An 18,608-nucleotide genomic window follows, 5' to 3' on the forward strand; every position below is an offset into this window, starting at 1 on the left:
ATCACCCTCGAGCTCTACTCATGAAATTCACTTCTGGAGAGTAATGAATAGCGTCTTGTTCACGTTACGAATCAAAACGAGTGAAGATCGATTTAGATCTTTATGAGGGTGGTACCGCGGGAAAAGCTTTCTCGTCCCTTTCCAGGGATGAGGAAGCTTTTTTTGTTTCCAGTTGGAATGGCCTGATTAAGAATCGCGGGATTTAGAAAAGATGGCAATTAAGAGAAACGTTTAGGAGGAAGATTTCATGGAGTATAAAGATACATTATTGATGCCCAAGACGGAATTTCCAATGAGAGGAAATTTACCGAAACGCGAACCGGATACACAGAAGAAATGGGAAGACATGAATATTTACCAAAAAGTGCAAGAGAGAACGAGTGATCGTCCTTTATTTGTTCTTCACGATGGACCTCCATACGCCAATGGAAATATTCATATGGGTCATGCATTAAATAAAATTCTTAAAGACTTTATCGTCCGCTATAAATCCATGAGCGGATTTCATGCACCCTATGTTCCAGGCTGGGACACTCATGGTTTACCGATTGAGCAGGCGTTAACGAATAAAGGCGTGAAGCGTAAAGAAATGACTATCGCAGAGTTCCGTAAATTGTGTGAGGAATATGCTTATGAGCAAGTTGATAACCAACGCACTCAGTTCAAACAATTAGGGGTACGTGGTGATTGGGATAATCCATATATTACTTTAAAGCCTGAGTACGAAGCTCAACAGATTAAAGTATTCGGTGATATGGCGAAGAAAGGCTATATCTATAAAGGTAAAAAGCCAGTGTACTGGTCCCCTTCAAGTGAATCAGCCTTAGCAGAAGCAGAGATCGAGTATCAGGATAAGCGCTCTCCTTCCATCTACGTTGGTTTCGCCGTTACAGAAGGTAAGGGTGTTCTTGAAGAAGGGACTCAATTAGTCATCTGGACGACAACTCCTTGGACGATTCCTGCCAACCTGGGAATTGCCGTGCATGAAGATCTAAGCTATGTCGTTGTAAATGTGAAAGAAAGCAGCTATGTAGTGGCAGAGGATTTATTGGAAGAAGTTGCGAAGAATCTGGAATGGGAAGATTACTCAGTATCCAAAAAGCTTAAAGGTGCGGAGCTTGAACATATGGTGGCAAAACATCCATTATATGATCGGGATTCCCTAGTTGTACTTGGGGACCATGTTACGACTGATTCTGGTACTGGATGTGTTCATACCGCCCCAGGACACGGGGAAGATGACTTTCTGGTAGGAAAGAAATATGGCTTGGATGTGTTATGTCCGGTAGACGATAAAGGAGTCATGACCTCAGAAGCGCCAGGATTTGAAGGCTTGTTCTATGATAAAGCCAATAAGCCGATTACCGAAAAGCTACAGGAAACAGGAGCATTGTTAAAGCTTAACTTTATCACTCACTCCTATCCACATGATTGGCGTACGAAAAAGCCTGTTATCTTTAGAGCTACTGCACAATGGTTTGCGTCAATCGATAAATTCCGTAAAGAACTGCTGGAAGCCGTTAATGAAACGAAATGGGTACCTGCTTGGGGGGAAACACGCCTTTACAATATGGTCAGAGACCGTGGAGACTGGTGTATTTCAAGACAACGTGCATGGGGGGTTCCAATCCCGGTATTCTATGCGGAAAATGGCCAAGAGATCATTTCAGATGAAACCATTGAGCATGTATCAAAGCTTTTCCGTGAACACGGTTCAAACATCTGGTTTGAAAAAGAAGCGAAGGATCTTCTACCTGAAGGGTTCACCCATGAAGGAAGCCCTAATGGGAAGTTCACGAAAGAACAGGATATCATGGATGTCTGGTTTGACTCAGGATCTTCACATCAAGCGGTACTTGAAGAAAGAGATGACCTCAAGCGTCCTGCAGACCTTTATTTAGAGGGCTCTGACCAATATCGCGGATGGTTTAACTCTTCCTTGACTACAAGTGTAGCAGTGACGGGTAAAGCTCCATATAAAGGCGTGTTAAGTCATGGATTTGCTCTTGATGGTGACGGAAGAAAAATGAGTAAATCATTAGGGAACGTAGTTGTTCCTGAAAAAGTGATGAAGCAGCTTGGAGCCGATATCCTTCGCCTTTGGGTTGCATCGGTTGATTATCAATCAGATGTTCGGGTATCAGATCCAATCTTGAAGCAAGTGGCTGAAGTGTATCGTAAAATCCGTAATACGTACCGTTTCTTATTAGGAAACCTTTCTGACTTTGATCCAAGTACCGATGCGGTATCCTTCGATCAATTAAGAGAAGTGGATCAATTCATGCTTGTGAAGTTGAATGATCTTGTGAAAAATGTGAGAAATTCATACGACAAATATGAGTTTGCAAGCATCTATCACGCAGTGAATAATTTCTGTACGTTGGATTTAAGTTCATTCTATCTAGACTTTGCGAAGGATGTTCTATATATCGAGTCAGAAAATCATTTCGAACGTCGAGCCATTCAAACTGTGTTATATGAATCCCTGGTTGCTCTTACGAAACTGATGTCTCCGATCCTTTCTCATACAGCTGATGAAGTGTGGGCGTATATCCCTGGAGTAGAGGGAGAAAGTGTCCAACTGACTGATATGCCTGAAGTGCAAGAGTTAAGAAATGCTGATGAGTTGAAGAAGAAATGGAATGCATTCCTGGAGTTAAGAGATGATGTATTAAAGGGTCTCGAAGAAGCTCGTAATCAGAAGATGATCGGGAAATCATTAACGGCTAAAGTGACCCTGTACGTGAATGATGAAACGAAAGCTTTACTCGCTTCCATTAAGGAAGACTTAAAACAATTGTTCATCGTGTCCGCCTTTGAAATCGGTGGAGCAGTGAACGCGGCACCAGAACATGCATTAAGTCTTGGTGAAAACAATATTGTCGTCGAAAAAGCTGAGGGTGAAACATGTGACCGTTGTTGGGTTGTCACATCCACAGTAGGCGAGGATAAGGATCATCCTACGCTTTGCACACGTTGTGCATCAGTAGTGAAAGAAAGCTATTCTCACCTGGCATAATAACGAAAGGCTGACCCGCATTTTATGTGAGTCAGCCTTTTTTATTTGTCCTTTTCTAATTCCAAAATTGCTATATCTTGCAACACAATTTTCAGGTGTGTTTCCCCCATACTATAAATGGAGGGATCAAAGATGACATATGACCGATACACATCCATTGTTCAAGAGCTGACAACATCCTTGCAAGAGCTGGAGGCAAGTCGATCTCAACATCCTTTAATTCAGCAGTATATTGATGATGAAATTACCGAAGTGAAACAAGCCCTAAATCGTGTTAGAGATAATCAATACGGCTATTGTGAAATGAGCGGAGAAGAAATCCCCTTTGATTTCATAAAGATGAACCCGACCTGCACAACGCTTCATGGTGCATTGGAATGGAGACGATTTGGAAAGATCTCATCTTATTCCTGAGAACTTAAGCGCGGGTTTCATCGTTCCCATTTAGTTTAAGTGTCTTTATTTCCCCTTTTATGCTAAAATGCAAAGGTAATCATTTTACGATGTTCGGAGGTTGCCTTTGTGTTTTATTATTTATTGGCTTTGGTTGTGATTGGACTCGATCAATTAACAAAATGGTTGGTTGTGAAACGAATGACAGAAGGAGAAAGTATAAAGATCATAGACAATTTTTTATATCTTACTTCTCATCGAAATCAAGGTGCAGCATGGGGAATACTTCAAGGGCAAATGTGGTTTTTTTACATTATTACAGTAGTAGTGATTGTAGGTATCGTGTATTATATGCAAGTCCATGCAAAAGGGCATTCTTTATTCAGTCTAAGTTTAGCCTTTATGCTTGGTGGAGCTATTGGAAACTTTATTGACCGTGTCTTTCGAAAAGAAGTGGTTGATTTCTTAAATACATACATCTTTTCCTATGATTTTCCGATCTTTAATATTGCCGATGCAGCATTAACCATTGGAGTAGCATTGTTACTAATTTACATGTATTTAGACGAACGAAAAGCAAAGAAGGAGAACAAAAATGGAAGTAATTCAGCACAACATACAGCAGGAAGACCAGGGAGAACGAATTGATAAAGTCGTAAGTCAGTTGAACAAGGAATGGTCCCGTTCACAGGTTCAACAATGGATAAAAGAAGGTCATGTCAAAGTGAATGGTGAGGCAGTCAAACCTAATTTTAAATGTCCAGCGGATGCGTTAATCGAGGTTTCGATCCCGGAACCCGAAGAGTTGGATGTAGAGCCGGAAGACCTCAATCTTGACATTTCCTATGAAGATGGGGATGTCATCGTTGTAAACAAGCCAAAGGGTATGGTCGTTCACCCTGCACCTGGGCATTATTCAGGGACAATGGTGAATGGTTTGATGTATCATTGTAAGGATCTGTCAGGCATTAATGGAGTTCTAAGACCGGGGATCGTCCACCGTATAGATAAGGACACTTCCGGCTTATTGATGGTGGCGAAAAATGACATGGCTCACGAGCATTTGGTAAATCAGCTTGTTGAAAAGTCAGTTACAAGAAAATATACAGCCATTGTACATGGCTTGATTCCCCACGAATACGGCACCATTGATGCTCCGATCGGAAGAGACCCTAAAGATCGCCAAAGTATGGCTGTAGTGGATAATGGCAAACAAGCGGTGACACATTTCAGAGTGCTGGATCGCTATAAAGATTTCACATTGGTCGAATGTGAATTGGAGACGGGTCGAACGCATCAAATCCGTGTGCACATGAAGTATATCGGCTTCCCGCTTGCCGGGGATCCAAAGTATGGACCACGTAAGACATTGAGCATAGAAGGACAGGCCCTTCATGCTGGAGTGTTAGGTTTTGTCCATCCCAGAACAGAAGAATATATAGAATTCACCGCGGAGTTACCTCCAGATTTCACTAAACTTGTGAAGCATCTTGAAAATAATCGTTGACAAATTCCGACTCGACCTTTATGATTTAGTTAATTGAATAAGTAACCTTTAATACGGTCCCGTGAGGCTGAGAAGGAGCATGTACGACCAAATCGTTTTGGCGTGCAATCAGATTACAACGATAAGTGTACCCTCTCATCCCTACGGTGAGAGGGATTTTTTATTTTAAAGAAACGAGGTGGCGAAAGTGACAAAGAAAGCAACGGTATTGGATCAACCCGCCATTCGAAGAGCACTGACAAGGATAGCTCATGAGATCATTGAGCGCAACAAAGGAATTGAAGACTGTGTTCTTGTCGGAATCAAAACTAGAGGTATATACATCGCTAACCGATTAGCGGAGCGAATTCATGATATCGAAGGCGAAAAGGTTCCCGTAGGGGAAATAGACATCACCCTATACCGAGATGACTTAACAAAGAAAACAGAAGATCATGAACCAGAGGTAAAAGGTTCTGACCTGCCTGTTGATATTACCAACAAGAAAGTCATCCTGGTAGACGATGTATTATTTACAGGAAGAACGGTCCGGGCAGGCTTGGACGCATTAATGGATCTTGGACGACCAAGTCAAATTCAACTTGCAGTCCTGGTTGACCGGGGACATAGAGAATTACCGATAAGGGCAGACTTTGTAGGAAAAAATATTCCTACGTCAAGCTCCGAAAAAATCATGGTTGCCTTAACAGAGGTCGATCAGGAAGACATCGTTGCAATTCACGAAAAAGAATAACGTAAGTCCTTTTAAGAGTGGTCCCGTGAGGCTGACAAAGGATGGGAATGAAGGTAGTAATAGGCCTTCTTGTACCCTCTTTGTGCCCTCTTTAGGACAAAGAGGGTTTTTTATGGGGAAATTTGGGTATTAGAGGAGGAAACATAAATGAATCAAAATCATCAAGTTGTGTTAGATGTAGAAGAAGTACCGAAGTTAGGAAAATGGATCACATTGAGTATACAGCATCTATTCGCCATGTTTGGGGCTACGGTATTAGTTCCATTCCTGGTAGGGTTAAGCCCTGGGGTTGCCCTTGTCTCAAGTGGATTAGGAACACTTGCTTACCTATTGATCACAAGAGGAAGAATCCCTGCATATTTAGGATCATCCTTCGCATTCATCGCACCTATCCTAGCTGCAAAGAGCTTTGGAGGTCCTGAGGCGGCCATGATGGGAAGCTTCCTCGCCGGGATCGTTTATGGAATTGTAGCATTGCTCATTTCAAAGCTGGGGCTGAAATGGCTTGTGCGGATTCTTCCGCCGATCGTTGTAGGACCTGTGATTATGGTTATTGGATTAGGACTGGCAGGAACGGCTGTTAATATGGCCATGTATGAAAATCCCGGGGCAGAAGAATTGGTTTACAGCAACACACACTTCATGGTGGCCCTTGCCACTCTGGGCATTACCGTGATCTGCTCGATATACTTTAAAGGCTTTCTCGGAATGGTGCCGATTTTAGCCGGAATCGTTGGTGGGTATACCATAGCGGCTTTTGCGGGATTAGTGAACTTTCAACAAGTGTTGGATGCTCCCCTTCTTCAAATGCCGGACTTCTTTATCCCATTCGTTGACTACACGCCAAGCTTCTCTTGGGAAATCGTGTCCATCATGGTACCTGTTGCCCTCGTAACCTTGGCAGAGCATACAGGAGACCAGATGGTTCTAAGTAAAGTGGTAGGACGAAACTTCATTGAAAAACCAGGTCTTCACCGCTCGATTCTTGGGGATGGGGTAGCAACTGTGATTGCATCCTTCCTCGGTGGACCACCTAATACGACGTATGGTGAAAACATTGGAGTATTAGCCATAACACGAGTGTTCAGTGTTTTCGTCATAGGAGGAGCCGCGGTTCTTGCCATCATGTTCGGGTTTATCGGGAAGATAACAGCCTTGATCGGGTCGATTCCATCAGCCGTCATGGGTGGGGTGTCCATCCTTCTGTTCGGAATCATCGCCTCTAGCGGCCTGCGCATGCTGATTGATAATAAAGTAGACTTAGGAAACAAGCGGAACCTGGTGATTTCCTCAGTGATCCTGGTAATCGGGGTAGGAGGGGCATTCGTGAAGGTCAATGAGCAGGTATCCTTATCCGGAATGGCTCTTGCAGCGATTGTCGGAGTACTCCTTAACCTTGTCCTACCAGGAAGAGAAGAAAGCGAAGGGGAAAACAACTTATTCGAAGAAGAAAATGCTAAGCATGATGTTGCATAGAAGCACCTTTTAACATGGTCCAGAGAGTCTAAGAAGGGTGAATTTGAACAAGACAGGCACGTGGAAATTTTCGCACTGTCCCTGTTGGTATGTTCAAAAACACCCTGTCAGAAAGTTGGCAGGGTGTTTTTTTGAAAGAAGAGGAGAAAGGGTTGTCCCATGATGAAGAACTTGTTGACAATGAATGATTTATCGAAAGAGGAGATCATTGAAATATTAGATACAGCTGAACGCTTTAAAGGGGGAGAAACGTGGAAGGAAGGCTCCAATAAATATGTCGCCAATCTTTTCTTCGAGGCAAGTACACGGACGAAGTGCAGTTTTGAAATGGCGGAAAGGAAACTTGGGCTTGAGGTCATTCCATTTGAAGCACAGACTTCAAGTGTACAAAAGGGAGAAAGCCTATATGACACGGTGAAAACATTAGAAAGCATCGGGGTCGAAACCGTAGTCATCCGGCACTCCCTTGAACGGTATTTCGATGAACTGGCGTCACTTAACATAAGTGTCATCAACGGAGGCGATGGATGTGGTAATCATCCTACCCAATGCCTTTTGGACCTGCTGACCATTCGTCAGGAATTTGGAGGGTTTGAAGGACTGAAGGTATCGATCATTGGAGACATCGCCCATAGCCGGGTGGCAAGATCCAATGCAGAAGCGTTAACAAAGCTGGGAGCAGAAGTGATGTTCTCTGGACCAAAGGAATGGTTCCCATCAAAGGATCGACATCAATATAGGCCGATAGATGAATGTATATCAGATTCCGATGTGGTCATGTTACTGAGAATTCAACATGAACGACACGATAGTACATCAAGCTTAACGAAAGAGGAATATCATGAAAGCTTTGGCTTGACGGAAAGTCGAAAAGCACGAATGAAACCAACCGGTATCATCCTTCATCCTGCACCGGTCAATCGTGGAGTTGAAATGGCAGATTCATTGGTGGAATGTGATCAATCAAGAATCTTTAAGCAGATGGAAAATGGAGTATTCATCAGAATGGCTGTTTTAAAGAGAGCACTTGAAATCAACTAACTAGGGGGAATTTGAAATGAATTGGTTAATCCGAAATGCACGTATTCTAGCAAAGAATGGTGATCTTGAGATAGTGGATGTGAAGGTGGAGAATCAGAAAATCATCGAGATGGGAAATGACCTCAAACGTACCGACCACCAGGAATTTCAAGCAGATGGATTATTGATTTCCCCAGGATTTGTTGATCTTCATGTCCATTTAAGGGAACCGGGGGGCGAACACAAAGAAACGATCGAAACGGGCACAAAAGCTGCTGCGAAGGGTGGTTTCACGACCATCGCTGCAATGCCTAATACAAGACCCGTACCTGACTCAGTAGAAAATCTGCAAGCCCTTAACCAGAAGATCTCTGAAACAGCCAGTGTCCGCGTTTTACCGTATGCCGCCATCACAGAGAGACAAATGGGGAAAACGCTAAATGACTTACCTTCCTTAAAGGAAAATGGGGCATTTGCATTCACAGATGACGGGGTAGGGGTGCAATCGGCAGGGATGATGTTTGAAGCCATGAAGAAGGCAGCCGGCATCAATGCATCCATAGTGGCCCACTGTGAAGAGAATACCTTGATTTATGGAGGAGCGGTCCATGATGGATCATTCTCTAAAGAGCATAACCTGAATGGAATACCTTCCATCTGTGAAGCCGTACATATATCCCGGGATGTGCTGTTGGCAGAAGCAGCAGGCGTACATTATCACGTATGTCATATCTCAACAAAAGAGTCGGTAAGAGTGGTCCGCGATGCTAAAAAGGCCGGGATCAAAGTGACAGCTGAAGTAACACCACACCATCTTCTCCTATGCGAAGATGATATTCCGGGACTTGATCCGAATTTCAAAATGAACCCGCCTCTTAGAAGCAAAGAAGATCAACAAGCGTTAATAGAAGGATTGCTGGATGGCACCATCGACTTTATCGCGACGGATCATGCACCTCATACTGAAGCAGAGAAATCAGAAGGGATGCAGCTCGCTCCTTTCGGAATTGTTGGATTGGAAACAGCCTTTCCATTACTCTACACACACTTTGTAGAAAAGGGAATTTTCACACTAAAGCGGCTAGTTGATTGGATGACGATTAAACCAAGCACAGCCTTTAATCTTCCGTTTGGACTACTAGAAGTAGGAGGAGAAGCTGATTTTACGCTTATAGATTTAAATGAAAAAAAAGTGATTGACCCAGCTGGATTTTTATCAAAAGGAAAAAACACTCCATTTAAAGAATGGGAGTGCAAAGGCTTTCCGAAAGCTACTTTTTATCAGGGATCTCTTGTATGGAATGAAGGAGGAAACAAACAATGAAAAGACAACTCATTTTAGACGATGGAACGGTATTCGTAGGAGAAGGCTTTGGAGCGAACAAAGAAACGATTGGAGAAGTGGTTTTCAACACAAGTATGACAGGATATCAGGAAATTCTATCCGACCCATCATACTGTGGACAGCTTGTCACTTTAACCTATCCTCTCGTGGGGAACTATGGAATCAACCGCGACGATTTCGAGTCCATCACACCAGCAATCAAAGCGTTCATTGTGAGAGAGGTTGCGGACTTTCCTTCTAACTGGAGAAATGAATCAACATTGGATGAATTATTAAAAATAAAAGGTATTCCAGGAATTTCGGATATCGATACCAGAAAGTTAACAAGGATCATCAGACAGCATGGAGCAATGAAAGGCATCATTTGTTCAGCCGAGTTGGATTCAAAAGAAATGCTTGAAAAATTGCATGACACCTCTCTAAGAACAGATCAAGTCATGCAGGTTTCCACCAAAACAGCATATGCCAGTCCGGGAAGAGGCTATCGTGTCGTGTTAATGGATTTTGGGATGAAGCACGGAATCCTGAGAGAATTAAACAAGCGTGATTGTGACGTGATTGTGGTTCCTTACCATACATCAGCGGAAGAGGTTCGTCGCTTGCAGCCTGACGGGATCATGCTCTCAAATGGGCCGGGGGATCCGAAAGATGTACCGGAAGCGATAGAAACGATTAAAGAGCTCCTGGGAGAAATTCCACTCTTCGGAATTTGTTTAGGGCATCAATTATTTGCTCTCGCGTGTGGAGGGGACTCCTTCAAAATGAAATTTGGTCACAGAGGAGGCAACCATCCAGTAAAAGACTTGAAAACTGGAAAAGTAGCACTGACCTCCCAGAACCACGGCTATGCTGTAGATGAAAAGTCATTGTCAGGAACAAGACTTCAAGTTACTCACATGGCCATCAATGATGGGACAGTAGAAGGATTAAAGCATTTAGACTTCCCGGCCTTCACGGTTCAGTATCACCCGGAAGCATCTCCCGGACCGGAGGATTCAAATTACTTATTCGATGATTTCTTACAACTAATGAAAGAAGAGAAAAGAAAGGAGCTTCAACATGCCTAAGCGTACAGACATCAAAAGCATCTTAGTTATCGGAAGCGGACCCATCATCATAGGACAAGCGGCAGAATTCGACTATGCAGGAACTCAAGCGTGTATCGCCTTAAGAGAAGAAGGCTACCGTGTCATCCTCGTAAATTCAAACCCAGCTACAATCATGACCGACGCTGAAATGGCTGATAAAGTGTATATCGAACCACTGACACTGGAGTTTGTCAGTAGAATCATTCGTAAGGAACGTCCGGATGCCCTACTTCCTACATTAGGTGGGCAAACGGGATTGAATCTGGCTGTTGAACTTGCTAATTCAGGAGTTCTAGAAGAATGTGGAGTGGAGATTCTCGGAACGAAGCTTTCTGCGATCGAGAAGGCAGAAGATCGTGACTTATTTAGAAATTTGATGAATGAACTCGGAGAACCGGTTCCAGAGAGTGAAATCATCCGAACGGTGGATGAAGCGTTTCATTTCGTAGAAAGCGTCGGTTTTCCAGTAATCGTAAGACCTGCCTACACACTGGGCGGAACCGGAGGAGGGATCTGTCACAATGAAGAAGAATTAATCGAAATTGTAACCTCAGGCCTAAAGTACAGCCCGGTAACTCAATGTCTACTGGAAAAAAGTATCGCAGGTTTTAAAGAGATAGAATACGAGGTTATGAGAGATGCAGCCGATAACTCCATCGTAGTGTGTAATATGGAGAACATCGATCCCGTGGGAATCCATACGGGGGATTCAATCGTCGTAGCTCCAAGTCAAACCCTAAGTGACCGGGAGTATCAAATGCTCCGTAATACAAGCTTAAAGATCATCCGGGCATTAGGGATTGAAGGGGGCTGTAACGTCCAGCTCGCCCTTGATCCGGACAGCTTCCAGTATTACATCATCGAAGTGAATCCAAGGGTGAGCCGTTCCTCAGCACTTGCATCAAAAGCAACGGGATACCCAATTGCGAAGCTTGCAGCAAAAATTGCGGTAGGACTGACCCTGGATGAAATGATGAATCCTGTAACAGGTAAGACATATGCAGCATTCGAACCTGCACTGGACTATGTGGTGACAAAAATCCCAAGATGGCCGTTTGATAAATTTGAAGCTGCCAAGCGTAACCTCGGTACGCAAATGAAAGCAACCGGTGAAGTCATGGCGATTGGCCGAACGTTCGAAGAGTCACTTCTTAAAGCGATACGTTCCCTCGAAAGCAATACGTATCATATGGAGTTAAGTGATGCTGAACAATTTACAGACCAGTGGATCGAGAAGCGGATCCGCAAAGCAGGAGACGAACGACTCTTCTATATCGGGGAAGCACTTCGTAGAGGAGTGACGATTGAAACCATTCATGATTGGAGCAAAATCGATCTTTTCTTCCTGTATAAAATGAATAGAATCGTAAAATTCGAAAAGGAATTAACCTTACATCCCTTCAATCTTGAGCTGGGTCAAAAAGCAAAGCGAATGGGCTTCTCAGACATCACCCTTGCGAAGCTATGGAATAGTACAGAAGCAGAATTGTATAGCTGGAGAAAAGAAAATGAATTAACACCTGTCTATAAAATGGTAGATACATGTGCGGCTGAATTTGAATCAGAAACTCCTTACTTCTATGGAACCTATGAGGATGAGAATGAATCCAAGGTCACATCAAGGGAGAGTGTCATCGTTCTTGGGTCAGGACCGATCAGGATCGGTCAGGGAGTTGAATTTGATTACGCGACCGTTCACTCTGTCTGGGCCATTAAAGAAGCGGGTTATGAAGCGATCATCGTAAATAACAATCCAGAAACGGTTTCGACTGACTTCAGTATCTCGGATAAATTATACTTTGAACCTCTTACGGTAGAAGATGTGATGCATATCATCGATCTTGAAAAGCCTAAGGGAGTTGTCGTGCAGTTTGGTGGTCAAACCGCGATCAATCTGGCAGATGAGCTGGTGAGAAGAGGAGTCAAAATTCTCGGTACATCCCTTGAAGATTTAGATCGAGCAGAAAACCGGGATAAATTCGAACACACCTTGAATGAACTGGGCATTCCTCAACCTGAAGGGAAAACAGCGGTATCTGTAGAAGGAGCCATTTCCATTGCTGAAAGCATCGGTTACCCGGTTCTGGTAAGACCGTCATATGTCCTTGGTGGAAGAGCGATGGAAATAGTGTATCGGGAAGAAGAACTTCTTCAATACATGGAGAATGCAGTGAAAGTGAATCCACAGCATCCGGTTTTAATCGACCGTTACCTGATCGGAAAAGAAATTGAAGTTGATGCCATTTCTGACGGAATAGACGTAGTCGTCCCTGGAATCATGGAGCATATCGAACGGGCTGGAGTTCACTCCGGAGATTCCATCGCGGTGTATCCTCCCCAACAATTGACGCGGGAACAGAAACAAACCATTGTCGATTACACGACTCGACTCGCAAAAGGCCTAAAAATTGTTGGGTTATTGAATATCCAGTATGTCATCTCGAAAGGCGAAGTATTTGTTCTGGAAGTGAATCCACGCTCCAGCCGTACAGTGCCATTCATCAGTAAAATCACGAATGTACCGATGGCGAATATTGCAACCAAGTCCATCCTTGGGATATCCCTGAAGGATCAAGGATATGAATCAGGATTAATACCTGAAAAACATGGTGTATATGTGAAGGTTCCTGTGTTCTCCTTTGCCAAGTTGAGACGGGTGGACATCACTTTAGGGCCTGAAATGAAATCAACAGGTGAAGTGATGGGGAAAGACCTAACACTTGAGAAAGCCCTCTACAAAGGAATGGTTGCAGCAGGAATGCAAATGAAAGAATATGGATCTGTACTCATGACCGTAGCAGATAAAGACAAAGACGAAGCGGTTCTCCTGGCGCAACGCTTTATCGATATCGGGTACCAAATCCTTGCAACAAAAGGTACGGCCGAGCATTTGGCAAAAGCCAATATTGCCGTACGCGAAGTGGATAAGATCGGATCCAGCGGACCAACCCTGTTGGATATCATCCAAAGTGGAGAAACACAGCTGGTCATCAATACCTTGACAAAAGGAAAACAACCTGCCCGGGACGGATTCAGAATTCGCAGGGAATCCGTGGAGAACGGTATCCCATGTCTTACCTCCCTGGACACAGCAGAAGCCATCCTGAGAGTGATTGAATCGATGACATTCTCAGCAGATGCGCTCCCATCACAGTCGAAAACGAAAGAGGCGGTTTTTCAATGATCGTAAATGAAAAGATGGTGGTCCTTTCTCATGAAAGAATAGCTGAAAACATCTTTGAATTAGTTCTACAAGGGGAATTGGTAAGAGAAATCAAAGCTCCAGGACAATTTGTCCATGTCAAAGTAGGGACGGGGATCGACCCTTTACTGAGGAGGCCGATTTCCATCGCCTCCCATAATCACGAAGATCGCACGATGACATTGATCTACCGAGCTGAAGGAAAAGGGACGACAATTCTTTCACAAACGAAAAATAGTGAAATAATAGATGTATTAGGGCCTCTTGGAAATGGATTCTCAATGGAAAGTGACAGTAGGACCGCTCTATTAGTAGGTGGAGGAATTGGAGTTCCTCCCCTCTACGGTCTTTCTAAAAAGCTGGTCGAAAATGGTTGGAAAGTGAAACACATCCTTGGTTTTCAAACTGAATCCGTGAGCTTTTATGTGAACAAGTTCAAAGAATTGGGGGAAACCTCTGTAGCCACAGTGGATGGAACCCTTGGCACTTCCGGGTTTGTAACAGATGTCATTCATAATGAAACTCCGGATTTTGATGTGTTCTACTCCTGTGGCCCTACACCGATGCTGAAAGCACTTCAATCCCAATTGGGTGACAGACGCGGATTCATTTCTTTAGAAGAGCGCATGGGATGCGGAATTGGTGCTTGCTTCGCTTGTGTTTGTCACAAACAGGATGATCCACAAGGGTCAAGCTACGTTAAGGTTTGCAGTGACGGACCTGTATTTCCAGTAGGGGTGGTGCTTTTATGAAATCATTACAAATCGAATTACCCGGATTATCATTAAAAAACCCGGTCATGCCAGCATCAGGCTGCTTTGGCTTTGGTCGCGAATACAGTCAGTTCTATGATTTAAGCGAGCTAGGGGCGATTATGATCAAAGCGACTACGGAAGAAGCGCGCTTTGGAAATCCGACTCCCCGGGTTGCAGAAACGAATGCAGGTATGCTGAACGCGATCGGGTTACAAAATCCCGGACTCACAGGTGTAATGGAAAACGAACTTCCTTGGCTTTCCCAGTACGATGTACCGATCATCGCGAATGTGGCGGGGTCTCAGATGGAGGATTATGTGGAGGTGGCAAGAGTCATCTCGACGGCAGAAAATGTTAAGGCCCTAGAGTTGAATATCTCCTGTCCAAATGTAAAGACAGGGGGGATAGCCTTTGGTACCATTCCCGAAGTGGCAAAAGAATTGACCGAGAGAGTAAAAGAAGTCTCGCAGGTCCCACTTTATGTAAAGTTATCACCGAATGTCTCCAATATTGTCGAAATGGCTAAAGCTGTTGAAGCAGGGGGAGCAGACGGTCTTACGATGATCAATACACTCCTCGGGATGAGACTGGATAGGAAGACTGGAAAACCGATCCTGGCAAATAAAACCGGGGGACTATCCGGACCAGCCATTAAACCGGTCGCGATCCGCATGATTTATGAAGTAAGTCAACAGGTGGATCTTCCGATTATCGGAATGGGAGGCATACAAACTGCTGAAGATGTGATTGAATATTTTTACGCAGGGGCTAGTGCCATCGCCGTCGGGACAGCAAATTTCGTGGATCCATTCGTGTGTCAGCGTATTATAAATGATTTACCACCAATACTTGATGAACTGGGAGTGGACCATATATCCCAATTGACCGGAAGGAGCTGGGGGAAGCATGAATCAAAAGCCGTTTATAGCTCTTGATTTCCCAACGTGGGAGAAGACATCAATCTTCTTAGATCAATTTTCAGAGAGTTTAAATGTAAAAGTCGGTATGGAGCTATACCTTCAAAATGGACCGGTCATCATTGAAAAGATTTTAAATAAAAATCATCGTATATTCATGGACTTAAAGCTACATGACATTCCCAATACAGTTTACGGTGCTATGAAGGGCCTTGCCGGTTTCGACCTGGACCTGATCAATGTGCATGCTGCAGGTGGCGGTATGATGATGGAAAAGGCTTTAGAAGGTTTACATGCCGGCACACCTGCTAATCATTCACGCTCGAAATTGATTGCCGTCACTCAGTTAACATCAACAACGGAAGAACAAATGCAGGAAGAGCAACTAATACCTAAAACGATCAATGAGTCTGTCTTACATTATGCCAAACTGGCAAAAGTGGCGGGTCTTGATGGAGTGGTATGTTCTCCCCACGAATCCTCTCTGATAAAAGAACATTGTGGTGTAGATTTTATTCGGGTCACTCCGGGAATCAGGTTGGCAGATGATCAAAAAGGAGACCAAAAAAGAGTCACCACACCACGTATGGCAAAAGAAATGGGGTCTTCCTATATTGTCGTGGGAAGAAGTATTACTGGAGCAAGTAACCCGGTTGAAGCATATGAACGAATCGTACATGAATGGGAGGGACTCTGAATGAAACAGGAAATCGCCAAAAAACTATTAGACATCGAAGCCGTATTTTTAAACCCGACGGAGCCTTTTACATGGTCATCCGGAATCAAGTCCCCGATCTATTGTGATAATCGACTGACGTTATCTTACCCTGTAGTACGGGACGAAATCTCTACGGGTCTTGTTGAGATTATTAAAGAGCAGTTCCCGGATGTGGAAGTCATTGCAGGAACGGCAACAGCCGGAATTCCCCATGCTGCATGGGTAAGTGAAAAACTAAACTTGCCCATGTGTTATGTTCGCTCGAAAGCAAAAGCTCACGGAAAAGGAAAGCAGATTGAGGGGAAAGCTGCTCCTGGTCAAAAGGTGGTCGTGGTTGAAGACCTCATCTCGACAGGAGGCAGCTGTATCACGGCTGTAAAAGCCTTAAGAGAAGCGGGCTGTGACGTATTAGGGGTGGCTGCCATTTTCACCTACGAGTTAGAAAAAGGGAAAAGCATGCTGCAAGAACACGATATTAAGGCGTATGCTCTATCCGATTACTCAAGCTTATTGGATGTAGCGCTTCAAAACTCGATCATTCGGGAAGAAGAACTGGAACAATTGAAGCTTTGGAGTGAAAATCCGGAGAAATGGGGCAGTTAAGGTCGAAAGCAACTCTTTAGTGAGTTGCTTTTCGTTTTTTATTGGGGTAAAACAAAAGCACTCCCACCCAAAGCCATTTCAGAGTGAGTGAAAGTGCTTCATTATTAAATATCAATTCTTCAACGAACGGACCAAATCCAAATCAGGTGTCACATATACCGTTTGCTGTCCTTCATAAATGACAAAGCCCGGCTTGGCTCCTTTTGGTTTCTTTACCTGTTTGACTTCAGTGAAATCAACAGGCACGGAGCTTGATTCCCGTGCTTTACTAAAGTAGGCGGCAATTTTAGCTGCTTCTTTGATTGTTTTTTCAGAAGGATTCTGACTCTTGATTACAACGTGAGAGCCTGGAATATCTTTCGTATGAAGCCATATCTCTTCTTTCCCTGCGACTCTGTTGGTTAAATAATCATTTTGTTTGTTGTTTTTTCCGACCAATATTTGTGTGCCATCGCTGGAAGTGTAGGTTTCCAGAACTGGTTTTACATTGGCCTTTTTCTTTTTCATTTGCTTACGGACCCTCAGGTAGCCTTCTTCTTCCAGTTCTTCTCTGATTTCTTCAACGTCTTTTGTTGATGCCGATTCTAATTGTTGAAGTAATTGTTCTAAGTAGACAATCTCTTCGTCGGCTTTTTCAATTTGTTCATGAACGATTTTCACTGCATTCTTTGCTTTTTGGTAGCGTGAAAAATAGTTTTGGGCATTTTTTGATGGAGATTTTTGCGGGTTGAGTGGGATTTTAATACTTTCCCCGTTTTCATCATAATAATTTACCACGCTAACCTCAGTCATTCCTCGTTCTACCGCATGTAAATTCGAAGTAAGGAGTTCACCAAGCAATTGATAACGATCCGCCTGCTGGGCATCCTCCAACGTTTTCTTTAATTTTTCAATTTTATTTACATTTTTATCCCGTTCGTTTCGGATGAATCGTTCCAAGTCGTTTCCTTGTTGTTTCACCCGGTCTCGTGCTGCCTTCTGATAGAAGAACCGGTCCAATAATTCACTTAACGAAGGAAACGTTTGTTTCTCTCCTTGCAAATGTTCCAGATCCAGCCAGTAAAACGTTTCTTTTTCCCCACTAATGAGAGTTGGTGTAGAGTCATTCGATTTTGCATGCTGAATTAATTCTATGAATGATTCAGCGATCGTAGACTGGTTACCGATTCCTGCACGGTGAACAACTTCTTTTGCATAAAGAGGTGAAATACCTGCAAAAGCTTGGACAATCTGCTTATCCAGTTTGCCGGAGTTAAAGTCCAGTGCTCTCAGAACGTCTTCACTGGTAGCAATAAGTGGATTTTTTTTATCTTGTTGTGGTGGTAAAACATACGTATGACCAGGCAAAACAGTACGGTGTGTATTCATACTTGGTGATATATGCTTGATGCTATCCAGAATCATATTTCGTTCTTTATCAACCAGAATGATGTTACTATGGCGGCCCATTACTTCGATGATCAATTGCTTGTATGATATATCGCCGATTTCATTTCTGCCTTTCACTTCAATTATTATCATCCGATCCAATTCAACCTGTTTGATCCCCTCTACAATATACCCTTCCAGATGCTTTCGCAGGAGCATACAGAACATGGGAGGGACAGAAGGATTTTCATAGTTTTCATTTGTGATTTGGACCCTTGAATAACTGGGGTGGGCGGATAATAGAACTTTGTGATTCTTTCCATTCGCCCGGATGATCATGATGATTTCATTTTTATAAGGTTGATGTATTTTGTTGATGCGTCCGTGCAATAAATTCTCGTTCAATTCTTTTGTCATGCTTCTAGTAAATAATCCATCAAATGACATATATAACATCCTTTGCT

General features: G+C 43.5%; 15 protein-coding genes and 1 other annotated feature (1 of these 16 running past the window's edge). Of the genes, 14 read left to right on the plus strand and 1 reads right to left on the minus strand.

What is annotated here, in order from left to right:
* Positions 1 to 142, plus strand: a binding site (T-box leader); it begins 96 nt to the left of the window's first position.
* Positions 143 to 247: 105 nt separating this feature from the next.
* The 14 genes from ileS (at position 248) to pyrE (ending at position 16,776) form a co-directional block, all read left to right on the plus strand.
* Positions 248 to 3,019 carry an isoleucine--tRNA ligase gene (gene ileS, locus ACOSV2_RS02720; RefSeq protein ID WP_428973831.1) on the plus strand — a complete coding sequence of 924 codons (2,772 nt, stop codon included), beginning with the start codon at positions 248 to 250 and terminating at the stop codon, positions 3,017 to 3,019.
* Between the two features lie 132 nt (positions 3,020 to 3,151).
* The gene (locus ACOSV2_RS02725; RefSeq protein ID WP_324748037.1) at positions 3,152 to 3,433 is read left to right on the plus strand and encodes a hypothetical protein; all 282 of its coding nucleotides are present in this window, start codon (positions 3,152 to 3,154) and stop codon (positions 3,431 to 3,433) included.
* 108 nt (positions 3,434 to 3,541) lie between these two features.
* Entirely contained in the window at positions 3,542 to 4,060 is a 519-nt protein-coding gene (lspA, locus tag ACOSV2_RS02730) for a signal peptidase II (RefSeq protein ID WP_148968679.1), read from the plus strand.
* Entirely contained in the window at positions 4,008 to 4,919 is a 912-nt protein-coding gene (locus ACOSV2_RS02735) for an RluA family pseudouridine synthase (RefSeq protein ID WP_428973832.1), read from the plus strand. Before lspA ends, ACOSV2_RS02735 begins: the two co-directional genes overlap by 53 nt.
* Before the next feature lie 187 nt (positions 4,920 to 5,106).
* Positions 5,107 to 5,652: a bifunctional pyr operon transcriptional regulator/uracil phosphoribosyltransferase PyrR gene (pyrR, locus tag ACOSV2_RS02740; RefSeq protein WP_428973833.1), complete on the plus strand. Its 546-nt coding sequence runs from the start codon at positions 5,107 to 5,109 to the stop codon at positions 5,650 to 5,652.
* Between the two features lie 147 nt (positions 5,653 to 5,799).
* A complete protein-coding gene (locus ACOSV2_RS02745; RefSeq protein WP_428973834.1) occupies positions 5,800 to 7,128 on the plus strand; it encodes a uracil-xanthine permease family protein in 1,329 nt (442 codons plus the stop codon).
* Between the two features lie 162 nt (positions 7,129 to 7,290).
* On the plus strand, positions 7,291 to 8,169 hold the full coding sequence (locus ACOSV2_RS02750) for an aspartate carbamoyltransferase catalytic subunit (RefSeq protein WP_428974270.1): 879 nt from the start codon (positions 7,291 to 7,293) through the stop codon (positions 8,167 to 8,169).
* Positions 8,170 to 8,185: 16 nt separating this feature from the next.
* Positions 8,186 to 9,472 carry a dihydroorotase gene (locus ACOSV2_RS02755; protein WP_428973835.1) on the plus strand — a complete coding sequence of 429 codons (1,287 nt, stop codon included), beginning with the start codon at positions 8,186 to 8,188 and terminating at the stop codon, positions 9,470 to 9,472.
* On the plus strand, positions 9,469 to 10,560 hold the full coding sequence (locus ACOSV2_RS02760) for a carbamoyl phosphate synthase small subunit (protein ID WP_428973836.1): 1,092 nt from the start codon (positions 9,469 to 9,471) through the stop codon (positions 10,558 to 10,560). Before ACOSV2_RS02755 ends, ACOSV2_RS02760 begins: the two co-directional genes overlap by 4 nt.
* Entirely contained in the window at positions 10,553 to 13,765 is a 3,213-nt protein-coding gene (gene carB, locus ACOSV2_RS02765; protein WP_428973837.1) for a carbamoyl-phosphate synthase large subunit, read from the plus strand. The genes ACOSV2_RS02760 and carB overlap by 8 nt, the downstream gene beginning before the upstream one ends.
* Positions 13,762 to 14,535, plus strand: coding sequence for a dihydroorotate dehydrogenase electron transfer subunit (locus ACOSV2_RS02770; protein WP_428973838.1), 774 nt, complete (start codon positions 13,762 to 13,764; stop codon positions 14,533 to 14,535). The genes carB and ACOSV2_RS02770 overlap by 4 nt, the downstream gene beginning before the upstream one ends.
* Positions 14,532 to 15,473, plus strand: coding sequence for a dihydroorotate dehydrogenase (locus ACOSV2_RS02775; RefSeq protein WP_428973839.1), 942 nt, complete (start codon positions 14,532 to 14,534; stop codon positions 15,471 to 15,473). Before ACOSV2_RS02770 ends, ACOSV2_RS02775 begins: the two co-directional genes overlap by 4 nt.
* Positions 15,445 to 16,152 (plus strand): orotidine-5'-phosphate decarboxylase, encoded by a 708-nt coding sequence (pyrF, locus tag ACOSV2_RS02780; protein WP_428973840.1) that lies wholly within the window; start codon positions 15,445 to 15,447, stop codon positions 16,150 to 16,152. The genes ACOSV2_RS02775 and pyrF overlap by 29 nt, the downstream gene beginning before the upstream one ends.
* Positions 16,153 to 16,776 carry an orotate phosphoribosyltransferase gene (pyrE, locus tag ACOSV2_RS02785; protein WP_428973841.1) on the plus strand — a complete coding sequence of 208 codons (624 nt, stop codon included), beginning with the start codon at positions 16,153 to 16,155 and terminating at the stop codon, positions 16,774 to 16,776.
* Positions 16,777 to 16,887: 111 nt separating this feature from the next.
* On the opposite strand, the gene ACOSV2_RS02790 is transcribed toward pyrE, so the two are convergent.
* Positions 16,888 to 18,591, minus strand: a complete 1,704-nt coding sequence (locus tag ACOSV2_RS02790; RefSeq protein WP_428973842.1) for an Rqc2 family fibronectin-binding protein — start codon at positions 18,589 to 18,591, stop codon at positions 16,888 to 16,890.
* Positions 18,592 to 18,608: the final 17 nt, after the last annotated feature.

This window comes from Rossellomorea sp. DUT-2, from assembly GCF_052665285.1.